The organism is Mycobacterium timonense (assembly GCF_025821985.1).
GTDB classification, from domain to species: Bacteria; Actinomycetota; Actinomycetes; order Mycobacteriales; family Mycobacteriaceae; genus Mycobacterium; species Mycobacterium avium.
Window position 1 is genome coordinate 101360 of the sequence record NZ_JACKSY010000008.1, and the last position, 17654, is coordinate 119013.

Here is a 17654-nt window from a genome sequence, read left to right on the forward strand (position 1 = left end):
CACCGCCCCCGCCACCCCGCGCCACCGCCGCGAGCAGACACAAAAGCGCCCGTTTCCCCGGCGTGTCGCGTGCTTTTGCGTCTGCTCGCCAGACTCACTGCGGCAGCGCGGCGTTCAGCAGCGCGGTCAACACCGGGATCCGCTGCGCCGCGATTTCCGGTTGCGGCAGCACACCTTCCACCACCGCGGCGCCGTCGAACACGTTGCGCATCAGCGCCACCAGCACCGGGAAGGTGTCGGCCGGGAAACCCTCGACGCCGGGCAGCGCGCGAGACACCTCGTCGATCTTCGCGGCGTACTGCGCGAGCTCGTGTTGCAAAGTCTCCCTGAGCTTTTCGTCGGTGCGCGCCGCAACCGTCAGTTCGTAGATCACGGCGTTGACCGGGCCGCTGGTGAGGTCGCGCAGGATGCCCAGCACCGCTTCCAGCACCGGCTGGTCGGCGGGTATCTCGGCGACCCGCTTGGTGAAGGACTCCAGTTGACGGCGCAACACCTCCGAGGCGGTGGCCGCCATGAAGTCGCCCATGGTGTCGAAGTGCCGGAACAGCGCACCCACCGACACCCCGGCCCGCTTGGTGATCACCGCCGCCGAGGCGCGGGCGTAGCCGACCTCAATGATGGTGGCGATGGACGCGTCCAGCAGCCGCGCGACGGTTTCCTCGCGGCGCTGTTGCTGGGTTCTGGCCATCTCAGGCGGTCACCCTCGGGGCGCCGACCCTGGCCCGGACCCGCTGGCCGGCCCGCAGGTAGCGGCCCGATTTCACGGTGTGCCCGTAGCCGTCCCGGAATTCGCCCTTGCGGTGGCTGCCGCCGAAGACGACGACGCCGCCCACGCCGGTGGCGACGACGGCGTCGTCGTTGCGGTTGACCATGCGGCGTAGGCCGCCGTAGAAGGGCACCGCTTCCTCGTGGTAGGCGTCCACCGACTCGTCGAGGCCGGCCGGGTCGATCACCACGAAGTCGGCCCGGTCGCCCGGGCGCAGGGTGCCGGCGTCGATGCCGAACCAGTCCGCCAGTTCGCCGGTGAGGCGGTGCACGGCCCGCTCGATCGTCAGGAAGGGCGCGCCGGCGGCCTGCGCGTCGCGGGTGCGCTTGAGCATGCGCAGCGCGAAGTTGTAGAAGGCCATGTTGCGCAGGTGCGCGCCGGCGTCGGAGAAGCCCATGTGGATGCTGGGGTCGGCGGCGAGTTTGTCCAGCTGCTTGGGCCGGTGGTTGGCCACGGTGGTGGTCCACCGGACGTTGCGCTCACCGTTTTCCACCAGCACGTCGAGGAACGCGTCCAGCGGGTGCAGGCCACGCTCGTCGGCGATCGCGCCAAAGCTCTTTCCTATCAACGACTTATCCGGGCATTCGACGATGACCGCATCGTAAAAATCGCGGTGCCACAGCGACGGGCCGAGCTTGACCCGGTCGAATTCGCGGCGGAACCGCCGACGGTAATCGGTGTCGGCCAGAAGTTCGTTGCGCTGCAACTGATCCCGCAGATGCAGCGCGGCGGTCCCCGCGCCGAACTCCTCGAAGACCGGCAGATCGATTCCGTCGGAATACAATTCGAACGGCACGGGCAGGTGCTGGAAGCGCACGCTGGAGCGCAGCAGTTTGTTGAGGATGCGGGTGCCCAGCCCGAAGGTGTGCACGGCCAGCGGCATGGACTTGGCGTCGGCCGACACCAGCATGCTCATCCGGACTCCCCTGCCGCGACCGAAGATCCGACTGCTGGTCAGAAAGAACATCAGCGCCAGCGCGGGGTTGTCCAGATCCGGTGCGCTCTGCAGGATCCGGCCGCGGCGGCGCAGCACCTCGATCAGCTTGCGCCGTTCCCGCCAGGTGGCGAAGGTGGACGGCAGCGCGCGGGACCGGAAGCGTTCGCCGTCGAGCTTGTCGATGGCCGCATCCATCCCGGACATGCCGAGCAGCCCGGCGTCCAGCGCCTCGTCCAGCAACGCCGCCATCTTCGCCAGCTCGTCGCCGGTGGGCCGGACGGCGGGGTCGGTGGCGCGATCGAGCCCCAGCACCGCGGCGCGCAGATCCGAATGACCAAGCAGCGAGCCGACATTGGGCCCCAGCGGCAATGCGTCGACGGCCTTGACGTAGTCGGCGGCCGTCGACCAGGTCCGGTTGGAACTCAGTGCGCCGTAAACGTATTCGCGCGGCACCGCCTCCACCCGGCTGAACAGGTCGGCGGCGTCCTGCGAATCGGCGTAGACGGTGGACAGCGAGCAGTTGCCCAGCAGCACCGTGGTGACGCCGTGCCGCACCGACTCGCGCAGGCCGGGATCGAGCAGCACCTCGGCGTCGTAGTGGGTGTGCACGTCGATAAATCCGGGCAGCACCCACTTCCCGGCGGCGTCGATCACCTCGGGGCAGCCGGCCTCGTCCAGCGACTCGGCCACGTCCACCAGCACGCCGTCCCGGATGCCGAGCGTGCGGGTCAGCGCCGCGCCGCCGGTGCCGTCGAACCACAATCCGTCGCGAATGATCACGTCGTAGGGCATGGCGTCCTCCAAGTCGCGGGCTGCCGGAACGCTAACATAGATAGCAAGCACTCGCAATCTTTTGCGCCGAGATCCGCCCGCCGCCGACCGGTCCGCCCCGGCGGGTGCGACGCGCCGGGTTAGGCAGGTGAACGAAAGATGTTGCCGCGCAACATGATCAGATCGGGATTTCGAAGTACGGCCGGCCCGGAGCGCGGATCCTCGGCGAAGCACAACAGGTCGGCCGACGCGCCGTGCTCGAGTCCGGGCCGGCCCAGCCAGCGCCGCGCGTCCCAGCACGCCGCCCCCAGCGCCTGCGTCGCCGTCATCCCGATGCCCTTGAGCGCTTCCACCTCGTCGGCGATGCGCCCGGGGGCGACCATGGTGCCGGCGTCGCTGCCGGCGTAGATCGGCACGCCCGCCTCGCGGGCGGCGGCGATCCGGGACGGGCCGCGCGCGTACAGGTCGCGCATGTGGGCGGCATACGTCGGGTACTTGGCGGCGGCCTGGGCGATGCCGGGGAAGTTCTCGACGACGTTGACCAGGGTGGGCACCAGCGCGGTGCCGCGGGACACCATCAGCTCGATGGTGTCGTCGGTCAGCCCGGTGCCGTGCTCGATGCAGTCGATGCCGGCGTTGATCAGCCCGGGCAGCGCGTCCTCGCTGAAGACGTGCGCGGTGACCCGGGCGCCGTGCGCGTGGGCGGTGTCGATGGCGGCCTTGAGCACCTCGTCGGACCACAACGGCGCCAGGTCGCCGACGCTGCGGTCGATCCAGTCGCCGACCAGCTTGATCCAGCCGTCGCCCCGTTTGGCCTCCTGCGCGACCGCGTCGGGCAGCTGCCACTCGTCGTCGAGCTCGCGGGAGAAGCCCGCCGCGTACCGCTTGGGCCGGGCCAGGTGTTTGCCGGCCCGGATGATGCGGGGCAGGTCGTCGCGATCGTCGAGGCTGCGGGTGTCGGTGGGCGAGCCGCAGTCGCGCAACAGCAGCGCGCCGACGTCGCGTTCGATCTCGGCCTGGGCGATCGCCTCGTCGAGCGGGATCTCACCGTGCTCACCGAGCCCGACGTGACAGTGGGCGTCGACCAGCCCGGGCACGATCCAGCCGCCTCCGGAAGCCCCGAAGACGGTGTCGGCGCCGGCCACCGGTTCGGTGCTGATCCGCCCGTCGACGACCCAGAGTTCGATCGGGCCCTCGTCGGGCAGACTCCGACCGCGTAGGTGCCAGCGCACGGCGGCTACTTGTTGCCCGGGAACTTCAGCTTGGACAGGTCGAAGTCGGCCAGCCCGGGTGGCAGCTCGTTGAGGCCCTCGGGCAGCTGCGACAGGTCGGGGAACCCGGCCGGCATCCCGGGCCCCAGCGGGCTGCGCACCTTCGGCGGGGTGGGGCCGCGCGCGCCCTTCTTGCCCTTCTTGGCTTTACCCTTGGCGCCCTTGGCTTTTCGCGTCGCCGACTTGCGGCCCAGCCCGGGAATCCCCATGCCGCCGAGCATCGACGACATCATCTTGCGGGCCTCGAAGAAGCGGTCCACCAGCTGGTTGACCTCCGACACCGTCACGCCGGAGCCGTTGGCGATGCGCAGCCGCCGCGACGCGTTGATGATCTTCGGGTCGGCCCGCTCTTCGGGGGTCATCCCGCGGATGATGGCCTGCAGCCGGTCGAGCTGCTTGTCGTCGACGGCGGCCAGCGCGTCCTTCATCTGCCCGGCGCCGGGCAGCATGCCCAGCAGGTTGCCGATCGGCCCCATCTTGCGGATGGCCAGCATCTGTTCCAGGAAGTCCTCGAGGGTGAGCTCGCCGCTGCCGATCTTGACCGCGGCGGCCTCGGCCTGCTCGGCGTCGAAGACCTGCTCGGCCTGCTCGATCAGGCTCAGCACGTCGCCCATGCCCAGGATGCGGCTGGACATCCGGTCGGGGTGGAAGACGTCGAAGTCCTCCAGCTTCTCGCCGGTGGAGGCGAACAGGATCGGCACCCCGGTGACCTCGCGCACCGACAGCGCCGCGCCGCCACGGGCGTCGCCGTCGAGTTTGGTCAGCACCACGCCGGTGAAGCCGACGCCCTCGCGGAAGGCCTCGGCGGTGGTGACGGCGTCCTGGCCGATCATCGCGTCCAGCACGAACAGGATCTCGTCGGGGTCGATGGCGTCGCGGATGGCCGCGGCCTGGGCCATCAGCTCGTCGTCGATGCCCAGCCGGCCGGCGGTGTCGACGATGACGACGTCGTGGTGCTTGGCCCGGGCCTCGGCGAGGCCCTGTGCGGCCACCGCCACCGGGTCGCCGGGCCCGGACTCGGGCGAGGCGCCGGGATGCGGCGCGAACACCGGGACGCCGGCGCGCTCGCCGACGACCTGCAGCTGGTTCACCGCGGCGGGGCGCTGCAGGTCGCAGGCCACCAGCAGCGGGGTGTGGCCCTGCCCGCGCAGCCAGGCGGCCAGCTTGCCGGCCAGCGACGTCTTACCGGAACCCTGCAGACCGGCGAGCATGATCACGGTCGGTGGAGTCTTGGCGAACGCCAGCTGGCGGGTCTCGCCGCCCAGGATGCCGATGAGCTCCTCGTTGACGATCTTGACGACCTGCTGCGCCGGGTTCAGCGCGCCGGACACCTCGGCGCCCTTGGCGCGCTCCTTGATCCGGGTGACGAACGCGCGCACGACGGGCAGCGACACGTCGGCTTCCAGCAGCGCCAGTCGGATTTCGCGGGTGGTGGCCTCGATGTCGGCGTCGGTCAGTCGACCCTTGCCGCGCAGTCCCGCAAGGGCACCGGTCAATCGGTCGGACAGCGATTCAAACACGACACCAGCCTAGTGGCACTGCAAGCGCCGCGAAGCGGGGCGCAGCAGGTGCCACGCAACCAGGCCTAGTGGCACTGCAAGCGCCGCGAAGCGGGGCGCAGCAGGTGCCGTTCGGCGCGAGCGTCACGCTGGCGTGACCCTGGGCGTCGAGCGCCACGCCGGCGTGACGCTCGACGGGGGGTTGACGGCGCGACGCCGGCACAGAAAAGTCAGCTCATGCTCGAGGTGGTCGAGAAGGGGTCCGGCAGCGCCGAGCACACGACGCCGCTGCTCTTCGTGCACGGCGGCTGGCACGCCGCGTGGTGCTGGGAGAACTTCCTGGACTTCTTCGCCGACGCCGGCTACCGCGCGGTCGCGCTCAGCCTGCGCGGGCACGGCGCCAGCCCCACGTCCAAGCCGCTGCACAGGGTCTCCATCGCCGACTACCTGGACGACCTCGCCGCGGTGGCCGGCGAGCTGGGCGGCGCGCCGATCCTGATCGGCCATTCGCTGGGCGGCTTCGTCATCCAGCGCTACCTGGAAACCCACCGCGTTCCCGCCGCGGTGCTGGTGGGGTCGGTGCCGCCGCAGGGCGTGCTCAGGCTGGCGCTGCGGGTCTGGCGCCGCCGGCCGTCGATGACCATGGAAGCCTGGAACGACCCCACCCTGCTGAAATTCCTCGCCACCCCGGCGCTGGCCCGCGAGTACCTGTTCTGCGCCGCCACCCCCGAGGCGATCGTCGAATCCTGCCGGCAACGCGCCGGAGCCGAAAGCGTGCGCGCCGCCATGACCGATCCGATGCTGCGCCGGGTCAGGACCCGACGGGTCAGCACGCCGATCCTGGTGCTGGGCGCGACGCACGACGGCTTCGTCAGCGCCGCGGACGTGCGCGCCACCGCGCGGGCCTACCGCACCGATCCGGAGTTCTTTGACATGGGCCACAACATGATGCTGGAACCGGGATGGGTCGCGGTCGCCGAAAGCATCCGCGACTGGCTCCAGGCCCCGACGGCGGCCCGTCACCGCTAGCCCGGTCGAGTCGCTCCCGCACCGAAAACCGTTGGCGTGCTAGATTTCACAGCCGCCGCTCAATCGAGCTGGCCGCGTCGAGGAGCAACGATTGGGGGGCCTGTGTCGGTGCCGGTCAGCAGCTTGGATCCGCGCGCCGGCAACGACCACAGCGACCGCTCCGGTGCGCTGCGCGGCTGGCAGCGCCGGGCGCTGGTGAAATATCTCGCCGGGCAGCCCCGCGATTTCCTGGCGGTGGCGACCCCGGGCTCGGGCAAGACGACGTTCGCGCTGCGGGTGGCCGCCGAACTGCTCGGCCAGCGCGCCGTCGAGCAGGTCACCGTCGTGGTGCCCACCGAGCACCTCAAGGTGCAGTGGGCGCAGGCCGCGGAGCGGCACGGCCTGACGCTGGACCCGCGGTTCTCCAACAGCAACCCGCGGATCGCGCCGGAGTACCACGGCGTGATGGTGACCTACGCTCAGGTCGCCGCGCACCCCACGCTGCACCGGGTGCGCACCGAGCAGCGCAGGACGCTGGTCATCTTCGACGAGATCCATCACGGCGGCGACGCCAAGACGTGGGGCGACGCCATCCGCGAGGCGTTCGGCGACGCCACCCGCCGGCTCGCGTTGACGGGCACGCCGTTTCGCAGCGACGACAGCCCCATCCCGTTCGTGCGCTACCAGGCCGGACCCGACGGGGTGCGCCACTCGCAGGCCGACCACACCTACGGCTATCCCGAGGCGCTGGCCGACGGTGTGGTCCGGCCGGTGGTCTTTCTGGCCTACTCCGGGGAGGCCCGCTGGCGCGACAGCGCCGGCGAGGAGCACGCGGCGCGGCTGGGCGAGCCGCTGTCGGCCGAGCAGACCGCGCGGGCCTGGCGCACCGCGCTGGACCCGGCCGGGGAATGGATGCCCGCGGTGATCGCGGCGGCCGACCAGCGGCTGCGCCAGCTGCGTGCCCACATTCCCGACGCCGGCGGCATGATCATCGCCTCCGACCGGGTCGCGGCCCGCGCCTACGCGACCCTGCTGACCAAGATCACCTCGGAGACGCCGACCGTGGTGCTCTCCGACGACCCCGGATCCTCGGCGCGCATCAGCGAATTCGCGGCGGGCACCAGCCGGTGGCTGGTGGCGGTGCGGATGGTCTCCGAGGGCGTCGACGTGCCGCGGCTGTCGGTCGGCATCTACGCCACCAGCGCCTCCACGCCGCTGTTCTTCGCCCAGGCGGTCGGCCGGTTCGTGCGGTCGCGCCGCCCGGGCGAGACCGCGAGCATCTTCCTGCCGTCGGTGCCCAACCTGCTGCAACTGGCCAGCGAGCTGGAGGCCCAGCGCAACCACGTGCTGGGCGAGCCGCACCGCGTCTCCGAGGGCGACCCCCTCGACGGCGACCCGGCCACCCGCACGCAGAACGAGAAGAGCGAACTCGACAACGGCTTCACCTCGCTGGGGGCCGACGCGGAACTCGATCAGGTCATCTTCGACGGCTCGTCGTTCGGTACCGCCGCCCCGGCCGGCAGCGAGGAGGAGGCCGACTACCTCGGCATCCCGGGTTTGCTGGACGCCGAGCAGATGCGCGCCCTGCTGCACCAGCGCCAGGACGAGCAGCTGCAGCGGCGGGCCGGGCAGCCGTCGGCGGGCGACGCCCCGCCGGCGACGGTGCACGGCCAGCTGCGCGAGCTGCGCCGCGAGCTCAACACGCTGGTGTCGATCGCCCATCATCGAACGGGCAAGCCGCACGGCTGGATTCACAACGAGCTGCGGCGCCGCTGCGGCGGACCGCCGATCGCCGCGGCCAGCCGCGAACAGTTGCGGGCCCGCATCGACGCGGTGCGCCGGCTCAACGCCGAGCACTCGTGACGGCCCATCACGGCCGCTAGTCGCCGACCGGTTCCTCGAGCACTTCCACGGCCGGACCGCCCAGCACCGCGAGCAGGCTTTGCTCGACGGCGTCGCGGGCGCCGGCGTCGCCGGCCGTGACGCAGAAGGCGTCGGCCGCGGTCGAGCCGAAGGTGTTGACCTTCGCCCAGACGATGTCGGTGCCGGCCCGCTCCAGCGCCCGGGTCAGCAGGGCGAGCAGCCCGAGCCGGTCCATGGCACGGACTTCGACGATCAGCTGGTCGGCCGCGGCGGTGTCGACCCACAGGATGCGCGGCGGCGCGGTCGACCGGGTGACGGGCACCCCGACCTGGACCTCGCCGGCCCGCCTGGTGGCCGCGCCGACGGCGTCGCTGTCCCGCTTCTCCAGCGTGCCCAGCACGTCGACGTCGCCGCCCAGCGCGCCGGTGAACTGCTGGCGCAGCAGGCCCGCCTCCGGCGGCGAACCGAACAGCGGCGACACCACGAATTCGACGACCGCGAATCCCTCGTGCGTGCTGGCCGAGGCCGAGTGGATCCGCAGCGAGTTCAGCGCCAGCACCGCGGCGGCCTTGGACACCAGTCCGCGTTGATCCGGCGCGGCCATCACCACGTCCAGCCGCTCGCCGCCGCCGGGCTTGATCTGCACATGCACGCCGCGGTCGGCGGCGAGCGAAAGGTATTGGGGCGCAGCAGGTTCGACCTTCGGAAGCGGCTCCCCCGCCATCACCATCCGGCAGCGCCGAACCAGATCGTCGATCAGCGACGCCTTCCATTCGCTCCACACGCCGGGCCCGGTGGCCTTGGAGTCCGCCTCGGTCAGCGCGTGCAGCACTTCCAGCAGCAGCGGGTCCTCACCGAGGGTTTTCGACACGCGCTCAATGGTTTTCGGGTCGTTGAGGTCGCTTCTGGTGGCGGCCACCGGCAGCAGCAGGTGGTGGCGGACCAGCTGCGCGAGCAGCTCGACATCGGCGGGCGCCATCCCCAGCCGCGGCCCGATCTCGAGGGCCAGCCCCGCCCCGAGCACGCTGTGGTCCACACCGCGGCCCTTGCCGATGTCGTGCAGCAGGGCCCCCAGCGCGAGCAGGTCGGGCCGGGCCACCCGGGTGGCCAGCGGCGCGGCGTTGACCGTGGTCTCGATGACGTGGCGGTCCACCGTCCACTTGTGCGCGACGTCGCGGGGTGGCAGGTCGCGGATGGCGTCCCACTCCGGCAACAGCCGGCCCCACAGCCCGGTGCGGTCGAGCGCCTCGATGGTCGCCACCGTGGTCGGCCCCGCCGACAGCAGCACCAGCAGGTCGTCCAGCGCCTCCCGCGGCCAGGGCTCCGGCATCTCGGGCGCGGCGGCGGCCAGCCGGCTCAGCGTGGCCGCGCCGATCGGTAAACCGGTGCTGGCCGACGCGGCGGCCACCCGCAGCACCAGGCCCACGTCGGTGTCCGGGCGGGCGTCGCGGGCCAGCACGATCTCGCCGGCATACTCCACCACGCCCTCGTCCAGGGGACGGCGCTTGGGCCGGCGCACCAGGGCCGACACCCCGCGGCGCGGCAGCGCGTTCTCCGCGGTGCGCAGCCCGGTCTCGGCGTGATAGGCGATGGTGCGGCTGGCGTCGGACAGCTTGCGGGCCAAGTCGAATCGGTCACCGATGTGCAGGGCCGCGCTCAGTTCGTCGCCGTACTGGGCCAGCAGCTGGTCCAGCCCGCGGCCGGACACCCGGTGCAGCTCGGTGCGCACGTCGAGCAACGTCAGATGCGCGTCGTCCAGCGAGCCCCCCGGCGACTCGGGCCGGGCCATGCCGTGCCGGTCGATCAGCTGCGCCACGCCCAGCGCGTCCAGCAGCTGCACATCGCGCAGGCCGCCGCGGCCCGACTTCAGATCCGGCTCGGCGCGCTGCGCGATCCGGCCGCACCGGTCCCAGCGGGCCTGGGTCATCTCCACCAGCTCGTCCATCCGGGAGCGAATTGCGCTGCGCCACTGGCGTCTTGCGCCGGCGATCAACTCGTCGCTCAATCGCGCGTCACCGGCGACGTGCCGGGCGTCCAGCATGCCCAGCGCCGCGATCATGTCGCCGTTGGCGACACCGAGCGCCCCGGACACGGTCCGCACGCTGTGGTCGAGCCGAACGTTGGCGTCCCACAACGGATACCACAGCGCGTCGGCGACCCGCTGCAGCACCTCGTCGGACTTGTTGTCGTGCAACAGCATCAGGTCCAGATCGGAATACGGCAGCAGCTCGTGGCGGCCCAGGCCGCCGATGCCCACCAGGGCGAAGCCGCTGTCGTCGGCGATACCGATCTGGGCCGCCTTGGCGGCCAACCACGATTCGTGCAGATCCAGCCAGGCGTGCCGCAGTTCGGCGGCATGCAGCTTGCCGCCCTCGGAGAGAAGCTGACGCCGCGAGGCAGCCAAATCGACTGCCCCGCAAGCGTTTTGGTGCCCGGACGGATCGGGGCCGGTCGGGGTCATGCCGCCGGCGCCCGCCCGGGGTGTATCAGCAATTGGCGAAAGGCGTCACAGCGCATCGGTTCCGCGCTCGCCGGTGCGCACCCGCACGATGGTTTCCACCGGACTCACCCACACTTTGCCGTCACCGATCTTGCCGGTGCGCGCCGCCCGGACGATGCTATCCACCACCTTGTCGACGATCGAGTCGTCGACGACGACCTCGATGCGCACCTTGGGCACGAAGTCGACCGAGTACTCGGCACCGCGGTAGACCTCGGTGTGACCCTTCTGCCGTCCGTAGCCCTGGATTTCGCTGACCGTCATGCCCAGGACGCCCGCGTCCTCGAGGCTGGTCTTCACGTCATCGAGCGTGAACGGCTTTACGATCGCGGTGATCAACTTCATGACTGCTCTGCCTCCACTTTGTCGCCCACTCGCTGCTCCTCCAGGCCGTTGCGGGTATCCGCCACAGCGACCCGGGGCGGGAGAACCGAGCCGGTAGCCACGGCGAAATCGTAACCACTCTCGGCGTGCTCAGCCTCGTCGATACCCGAGGCTTCGGCCTCCGGGTTGAGACGAAGCCCCATCGTGTACTTCAGGATCAACGCCAGGATCAGCGTAACCACCCCAGAGTAGATGAGGACGCTGAACGCGCCGACCGCCTGCCGTTCCAGCTGCGCCCAGCCGCCGCCGTAGAACAGTCCCTTGGACACACCAGTGACGCCGCTGATGGCCGGGCTCTCCGGGGCGGCCAGCAGGCCCACCAGCAGGGTGCCGGCCAGCCCGCCGACCAAGTGCACCCCGACCACGTCGAGCGAGTCGTCAAAGCCCAGCTTGAATTTCAGGCCGACCGCCAGCGCGCACACCACGCCGGCCACCAGGCCCACCACCAGCGCGCCCAGCACGTTGACCGACGAGCAGGACGGGGTGATGGCGACCAGCCCGGCGACGATCCCGGACGCCGCGCCCAACGTGGTGGCCTTGCCGTCGCGGATGCGTTCGGTGAGCATCCAGGCCAGCATCGCGGTGGCGGTCGCGATCGTCGTCGTCATGAACGTCGACCCCGCAGCGCCGTTGGAGCTGGTGGCCGATCCGGCGTTGAACCCGTACCAGCCGAACCACAGCAGCCCGGCGCCCAGCATCACGAACGGCAGGTTGTGCGGCCGGAACAATGTGGTGGGCCAGCCGCGGCGCTTGCCCAGCACGATCGCCAGCATCAGGCCCGCCACACCGGAATTGATGTGCACCGCCGTCCCGCCGGCGAAGTCGATCGCGTGCAGCTTGTTGGCGATCCAGCCGCCGTGCTCGGAGGCGAAGCCGTCGAACGCGAACACCCAGTGCGCCACCGGGAAATAGACGAACGTCGCCCACAGGCCGGCGAACACCAGCCAGGCGGCGAACTTCAGCCGGTCGGACACCGCGCCGGAGATCAGGGCGACGGTGATGATCGCGAACATCAGCTGGAAGGCCACGAAAACGGTGGCCGGCAGCGTACCGGCCAGCGGAATGTCCGTTGCCGCAGTGCCTTTGCTCGGGTCGGCGGCCACCGCGTTGACGCCGATGAGACCCTTGAGGCCCCAGTAGGACGTCGGCTTGCCCATGAAGTTGCCGACGTCGTCGCCGAAGGCGACCGAATAGCCGTAAAGCACCCACAGCACGGTGACCACGCCCATCGCGCTGATGCTCATCATGAGCATGTTCAGCACGCTTCTGGCGCGCACCATCCCGCCGTAGAAAAACGCCAGACCCGGCGTCATCAACAGCACCAGCGCGGAACTGGCCAGCATCCAGGCGGTATCGCCGGTATTGGGCTGGCCCAGTATCGGGTATGTCACTCGCAATCTCCTCCGGTCGGCCCGCTTCTGGCCGTCAGACATGCGTCCGATGACCTGATCCAGAACATTGCGCAATGGTTGTTTCGGCGATAGTGCCGCTGTGTTTCGGCGGGATTAACGTCCCGCGGGGCCGCGGAGGGGTTTTCAGCCGAGTAGCGCGTCGACGAAGGCGGCCGGCTCGAACGGCGCCAGATCGTCGGGGCCCTCGCCGAGGCCGACCAGTTTCACCGGCACCCCGAGTTCCTGCTGAACGCGGAAGACGATGCCGCCCTTGGCCGTTCCGTCCAGTTTGGTCAGCACGGCGCCGGTGATCTCGACGACCTCGGCGAACACCCGGGCCTGGGCCAGCCCGTTCTGCCCGATGGTGGCGTCGAGCACCAGCAGCACCTCGTCGACGGCGGCGCGGCGGGTGACCACCCGCTTGACCTTGTCGAGCTCGTCCATCAGCCCGACCTTGGTGTGCAGCCGGCCCGCGGTGTCGATGAGCACCACGTCGGCGCCGGCGGCGATGCCCTTGTCGACGGCGTCGAACGCCACCGAGGCCGGGTCGGCGCCCTCGGCGCCGCGCACCACCTCCGCGCCCACCCGCGACGCCCAGGTCTGCAGCTGGTCGGCCGCGGCGGCGCGGAAGGTGTCGGCCGCGCCCAGCACGACGCGCCGCCCGTCGGCGACCAGCACCCGGGCCAGTTTGCCGACGGTGGTGGTCTTTCCGGTGCCGTTGACGCCGACGATCAGCAGCACCGACGGGTGGTCGGCGTGCGGCAGCGCCCGGATCGAGCGGTCCAGGTCGGGCCGCAGCTCGTTGATCAGCACGTCGCGCAGCACGGCCTTGGCGTCCGCCTCGGTGCGCACGTCGCTGCTGGCCAGCCGGCCGCGCAGCTGGGCGATGACCGATTCGGTGACCACCGGGCCCAGGTCGGCGACCAGCAGGGTGTCCTCGACGTCCTGCCAGGCGTCTTCGTCCAGGTCGCCGCCGCCGATCAGGCCCAGCAGGCTGCGGCCGAGCGCGTTCTGGGAGCGGGCCAGCCGGCCGCGCAGCCGCTCCAGCCGGCCCTCGGTGGGCGCGATCTCCTCGATCTCGGGAGCGGGGGCCTCCGGAGCCGGCGCCTCGCGAGATTCGGGAGCCTCCGGAGCCGGCGCCTCGGGAGCCTCGGGGGCCGGGGCCTCAGCAGCCGGCGCCGCCGGCGTCTCGGGTTCGGGAAGCTCGACCTCGGAGATGGTGCGTCGCGGCGCGTCCCGGGGGACGGTGGCGTCGTCGCCTACCGCCGGCAAGCCGGTGGTGTCGAGCCGCTCGGCCGGCTGGGCGGTCGGTGCCTGGCTGAACGTGATGCCCGAGGACGCGGTGTATCCGCCGGACCGGTCGATCGCCCCGGGTTCGGGGCGGGTCGAGAAGCTGATCCGGCGCCGGCGGTACCGCGCCAGGCCCAGGACCAGTGCGGCGATGACGACCAGGACGGCGATGACGACGAGGACCGCGACGGCGATCCAAAGACCTTGGGACACGCTGACATTGTTTCAAGCGGACCCGTGCCGCCCGGCCACCGGGCCTCGACCGCCCGCCATCCGCGCTGCTCAGGTGGTGACCAGCTGGTCCACCTGCTGACCGCGCATCCGCTGCGAGATCACCGCGGTGATGCCGTCGCCCTGCATGGTGACGCCGTAGAGTGCGTCGGCGACCTCCATGGTCGGCTTCTGGTGCGTGATGATAATCAGCTGCGAGCGCGCCCGCAGCAGCTCGAACAGGCTGATCAGCCGCCGCAGGTTGGTGTCGTCGAGGGCGGCCTCGACCTCGTCCATGATGTAGAACGGCGACGGGCGGGCCCGGAAGATGGCCACCAGCATGGCCACCGCGGTCAGCGCCTTCTCGCCGCCGGACAGCAGCGAGAGCCGGGTGATCTTCTTGCCCGGCGGGCGGGCCTCCACCTCGATGCCCGTGGTCAGCATGTTGCTCGGATCGGTCAGCCGCAGCCGGCCCTCGCCGCCGGGGAACAGCACGCCGAACACGTCGGAGAATTCCCGTTCGACGTCGGTGTAGGCCTCACTGAACACCTGCAGGATGCGTGCGTCGACCTCGTCCACCACGCCGAGCAGGTCCTTGCGGGCGGCCTTGACGTCCTCGAGCTGGGTGGACAGGAAGTTGTAGCGCTCCTCGAGCGCCGCGAACTCCTCCAGCGCCAGCGGGTTGACCCGACCCAGCTCGGCCAGCTCCCGCTCGGCCCGCTTGGCCCGCCGCTCCTGGGTGGGCCGGTCGAAGGGAATCGGTGCGGGCGCGAAGACCTGTTCGCCGCGCTCCTTGGCCTGCTCGTATTCGGCCATCTCCAGCTCGCTGGGCGGCAGCGCGATGTGCGGGCCGTACTCGGCGATCAGATCGGCCGGCGCCATGCCGAACTGCTCGAGCACCATCTGCTCGAGCTGCTCGATGCGCAGCGCCGCCTGGGCGTTGGCCACCTCGTCGCGGTGCAGCGAGTCGGTCAGGGCGGCCACCCGGGCGCTCAGCGCGTTCACCTCGTCGCGCACCGCCGCCATCGCCGTGGCGCGCTGCTGGCGTTCGGCGGCGAGCGCGTCGCGGATCCGCGACGCGGCGGCCACCACCGCGTTCAACCGCGTTGCTAGCAACCGCCCCGAATCGGCCACCGCCGCCGCGACCGCCGCGGCGCGCAGCCGCGCCTCGCGGGCCTGCTGGGCGCGCACCCGGGCCTCCCGTTCGGCGGCGGCGGCCCGACGCAGCGAATCCGCCCGCCCGCGCACCGCGTTGGCCCGCTCCTCGGCGGTGCGCACCGCGAGCCGGGCCTCCACCTCGGCGCTGCGCGCGTCGTCGGTGGCCGCGGCGATCTGCTGGCGGTTCACCGGTTCCGCGGCCGGCTCCTGCGGGGTTTCCTGCGCGTTGCGCAGCCGGTTTTCCAGCTCGGTGACCTCGGCGACGGTCTGGGTGCGGCCCGCCTCGAGCTCCTCGCGCTGGCGCAGCAACCGGCTCCACTCGTCCTCGGAGGTCCGGGCTTCCTGCCCCAGCCGGCCCAGCTGCTCGTACATCCCGGAGATCGCGCTGTCGGACTCGTTCAGCGCGGCCAGCGCCTGCTCGGCCGAATCCTGCCGGGCGGCCTGTTCGGCCAGCGCGCCGGACAGCGCCGCGCTGAGCTGGGCCACCTGGGCCTCGGCCGCGGCCAGCTCCGCGCCGGCCTTGTCGATCTCCGAGGTCACCTCCAGCGTGGACAGTTTGCGGTCGGAGCCGCCGCTCACCCAGCCGGCGCCCACCAGGTCGCCGTCGAGCGTGACCGCGCGCAGCCGGGGGTGCTCCGCCACCAGCGCCAGCGCCCGGTCCAGGTCGTCGACCACCGCGACGCCGGAGAGCATGGCCGTGATCGCCCCGCGCAGCCGCTCGGGCGCGTCGATGAGGTCGAGCGCCCACAGCGCGCCCGCCGGGGCCGGCTGCGGTGCGGGCGGATCGGCGGGCCAGTCGCCCAGCACCAGCGCGGCCCGTCCACCGTCGGCCTGCTTGAGCGCACCCAGCGCCGAGCGGGCCGCGCCCAGCCCGTCGGCGGCCAGCGCGTCGGCCGCCGAGCCCAGCACCGCAGCCACCGCGGCTTCGTAGCCGGAGCGGACCTTGACCAGCTTGGCCATCGGTCCCAAAATCCCTGCGCCGGAATGGTTTTCGGTCAGCCAGGCGGTGCCGTCCTTGCGCTCGAGCCCCACCGCCAGCGCGTCGATGCGGGCCCGCAGCGAGGCCACCTTGCGTTCGGCGCCACGCTCGGCGGCCTGCAGTTCGGCCACCCGCTCGTCGGCCAGACGCAGCGCGGCGACGGTGCGCTCGTGGTGCTCGTCGAGGCCCACCTCGCCCTGGTCGAGCTCGCCGACCCGGCCCTGCACGGTTTCGAACTCCGCCTTGGCCTGCTGCGCGCGGGCGGCGGCCGCCTCGATGCGCTCGGACAGCCGCGCCACGCTGTCGTCGATCGACTCGACGCGGGCGCGCATCGTCTCGACCTGACCGGCCAGCCGGGCCAGTCCCTCGCGCCGGTCGGCCTCGGCCCGCACCGCCGCCATGTGCGCCCGATCGGCCTCGGCGGCTTCGCGTTCCCGCTCGGCGAGTTCGGCGCGCGCGGTTTCCAGCCGGCTGCGCGCCGCGGCCAGCTCGGCCAGCAGCTGCTGCTCGGCGGCCGCGACCCGCTCGGCCTCGGCGTCCAGCGCGTCGGGGTCGGTGTCGCCGGCAGTCACCGGCTCCAGGTCGAGGTGCTGGGCCCGCTCGCTGGCGATGCGGACCGTCGCCGCCACCCGTTCGGCCAGGGCGGACAGCGCGAACCAGGTCTGCTGGACCGACTCGGCCCGGCCGGACAGCTCGCCGAGCGCCTTCTCGTGCGCGGCGAGCTCCTCGGAGGCCACCGCCAGCCGCGCCGAGGCCTCGTCGTGCTCGCGGCGCATGGCGGCCTCGGCCTCGAAGATGGCCTCGCGCTCGCCCCGCCGGTTGACCAGGTCGTCGGCGGCCAGCCGCAGCCGGGCGTCGCGCAGATCGGCCTGGATGGTCTGCGCGCGACGGGCCACCTCGGCCTGACGGCCCAGCGGTTTGAGCTGGCGGCGCAGCTCGGTGGTCAGGTCGGTGAGCCGGGCCAGGTTGGCCGACATCGCGTCGAGTTTGCGCAGCGCCTTTTCCTTGCGCTTGCGGTGCTTGAGCACCCCCGCGGCTTCCTCGATGAACGCGCGACGGTCCTCGGGCCGCGACTGCAGGATCTCGTCGAGCTTGCCCTGCCCGACGATGACGTGCATCTCCCGGCCGATCCCGGAGTCGCTGAGCAGCTCCTGCACGTCCATCAAACGGCAACTGCTGCCGTTGATTTCGTACTCGCTGGCGCCGTCGCGGAACATCCGCCGGGTGATCGACACCTCGGAGTACTCGATGGGCAACGCGTTGTCGGAGTTGTCGATGGTGACGGTGACCTCGGCGCGGCCCAGCGGCGCGCGCGAGCTGGTCCCGGCGAAGATGACGTCTTCCATCTTGCCGCCGCGCAGCGTCTTGGCCCCCTGCTCGCCCATCACCCAGGCCAGCGCGTCGACGACGTTGGACTTGCCCGAGCCGTTGGGCCCGACGACCGCGGTGATGCCCGGCTCGAAACGCAGAGTCGTCGGCGAGGCAAAGGACTTGAAGCCCTTCAGCGTCAGACTCTTGAGGTACACGGCCAGCCAGACTACCGCTCAAATCGGCCCGCACCGCCGCAGCGCGGGGTGTCGGCCGGCCCGAAATCGGGCCGCGTTCCGAACATTCGACGCACTGGTCA

At 71.5% G+C, this 17654-nt stretch carries 10 protein-coding genes and 1 pseudogene; 2 read left to right on the plus strand and 9 right to left on the minus strand.

The window, feature by feature from the left end:
• Window positions 1–94: 94 nt before the first annotated feature.
• The 4 genes and pseudogenes from H7I87_RS01660 to ffh form a co-directional block, all read right to left on the minus strand.
• The gene (locus H7I87_RS01660) at window positions 95–688 is read right to left on the minus strand and encodes a TetR/AcrR family transcriptional regulator (protein WP_009978170.1); all 594 of its coding nucleotides are present in this window, start codon (window positions 686–688) and stop codon (window positions 95–97) included.
• Between the two features lies 1 nt (window position 689).
• Window positions 690–2533, minus strand: a pseudogene (locus H7I87_RS01665) (N-acyl-D-amino-acid deacylase family protein).
• Window positions 2534–2614: 81 nt separating this feature from the next.
• Window positions 2615–3706, minus strand: coding sequence for a metal-dependent hydrolase family protein (locus tag H7I87_RS01670; protein WP_003875064.1), 1092 nt, complete (start codon window positions 3704–3706; stop codon window positions 2615–2617).
• Window positions 3707–3711: 5 nt separating this feature from the next.
• The gene (gene ffh / locus H7I87_RS01675; RefSeq protein ID WP_033711969.1) at window positions 3712–5265 is read right to left on the minus strand and encodes a signal recognition particle protein; all 1554 of its coding nucleotides are present in this window, start codon (window positions 5263–5265) and stop codon (window positions 3712–3714) included.
• A 216-nt stretch (window positions 5266–5481) separates the two neighbouring features.
• Here ffh and H7I87_RS01680 point away from each other — a divergent pair, with 216 nt between their 5' ends.
• Window positions 5482–6273, plus strand: coding sequence for an alpha/beta hydrolase (locus H7I87_RS01680; protein WP_033727180.1), 792 nt, complete (start codon window positions 5482–5484; stop codon window positions 6271–6273).
• A 102-nt stretch (window positions 6274–6375) separates the two neighbouring features.
• The gene (locus H7I87_RS01685) at window positions 6376–8115 is read left to right on the plus strand and encodes a DEAD/DEAH box helicase (RefSeq protein WP_033718032.1); all 1740 of its coding nucleotides are present in this window, start codon (window positions 6376–6378) and stop codon (window positions 8113–8115) included.
• A 16-nt stretch (window positions 8116–8131) separates the two neighbouring features.
• Here H7I87_RS01685 and H7I87_RS01690 read toward each other — a convergent pair whose 3' ends face one another.
• The 5 genes from H7I87_RS01690 to smc all read right to left on the minus strand — a co-directional run bounded on the left by H7I87_RS01690 (window position 8132) and on the right by smc (window position 17553).
• Window positions 8132–10576 carry a [protein-PII] uridylyltransferase gene (locus H7I87_RS01690; RefSeq protein ID WP_023868358.1) on the minus strand — a complete coding sequence of 815 codons (2445 nt, stop codon included), beginning with the start codon at window positions 10574–10576 and terminating at the stop codon, window positions 8132–8134.
• Between the two features lie 45 nt (window positions 10577–10621).
• Complete coding sequence (glnB, locus tag H7I87_RS01695) at window positions 10622–10960, minus strand: nitrogen regulatory protein P-II (protein ID WP_003878721.1); 339 nt, start codon at window positions 10958–10960, stop codon at window positions 10622–10624.
• Window positions 10957–12432, minus strand: a complete 1476-nt coding sequence (locus tag H7I87_RS01700) for an ammonium transporter (RefSeq protein ID WP_042632831.1) — start codon at window positions 12430–12432, stop codon at window positions 10957–10959. The genes glnB and H7I87_RS01700 overlap by 4 nt, the downstream gene beginning before the upstream one ends.
• A gap of 102 nt (window positions 12433–12534) precedes the next feature.
• Window positions 12535–13893 (minus strand): signal recognition particle-docking protein FtsY, encoded by a 1359-nt coding sequence (gene ftsY, locus H7I87_RS01705; RefSeq protein WP_033718031.1) that lies wholly within the window; start codon window positions 13891–13893, stop codon window positions 12535–12537.
• Between the two features lie 69 nt (window positions 13894–13962).
• Window positions 13963–17553: a chromosome segregation protein SMC gene (gene smc / locus H7I87_RS01710; protein WP_033718030.1), complete on the minus strand. Its 3591-nt coding sequence runs from the start codon at window positions 17551–17553 to the stop codon at window positions 13963–13965.
• Between the last annotated feature and the right edge of the window lie 101 nt (window positions 17554–17654).

Bases quoted from the DNA above. Each gene is read 5' to 3' on its own strand.
- H7I87_RS01680 (WP_033727180.1), top strand. From the start codon at position 5,482: ATGCTCGAGGTGGTCGAGAAGGGGTCCGGCAGCGCCGAGCACACGACG.
- glnB (WP_003878721.1), bottom strand. From the start codon at position 10,960: ATGAAGTTGATCACCGCGATCGTAAAGCCGTTCACGCTCGATGACGTG.
- H7I87_RS01660 (WP_009978170.1), bottom strand. From the start codon at position 688: ATGGCCAGAACCCAGCAACAGCGCCGCGAGGAAACCGTCGCGCGGCTG.
- H7I87_RS01690 (WP_023868358.1), bottom strand. From the start codon at position 10,576: ATGACCCCGACCGGCCCCGATCCGTCCGGGCACCAAAACGCTTGCGGG.
- H7I87_RS01700 (WP_042632831.1), bottom strand. From the start codon at position 12,432: ATGTCTGACGGCCAGAAGCGGGCCGACCGGAGGAGATTGCGAGTGACA.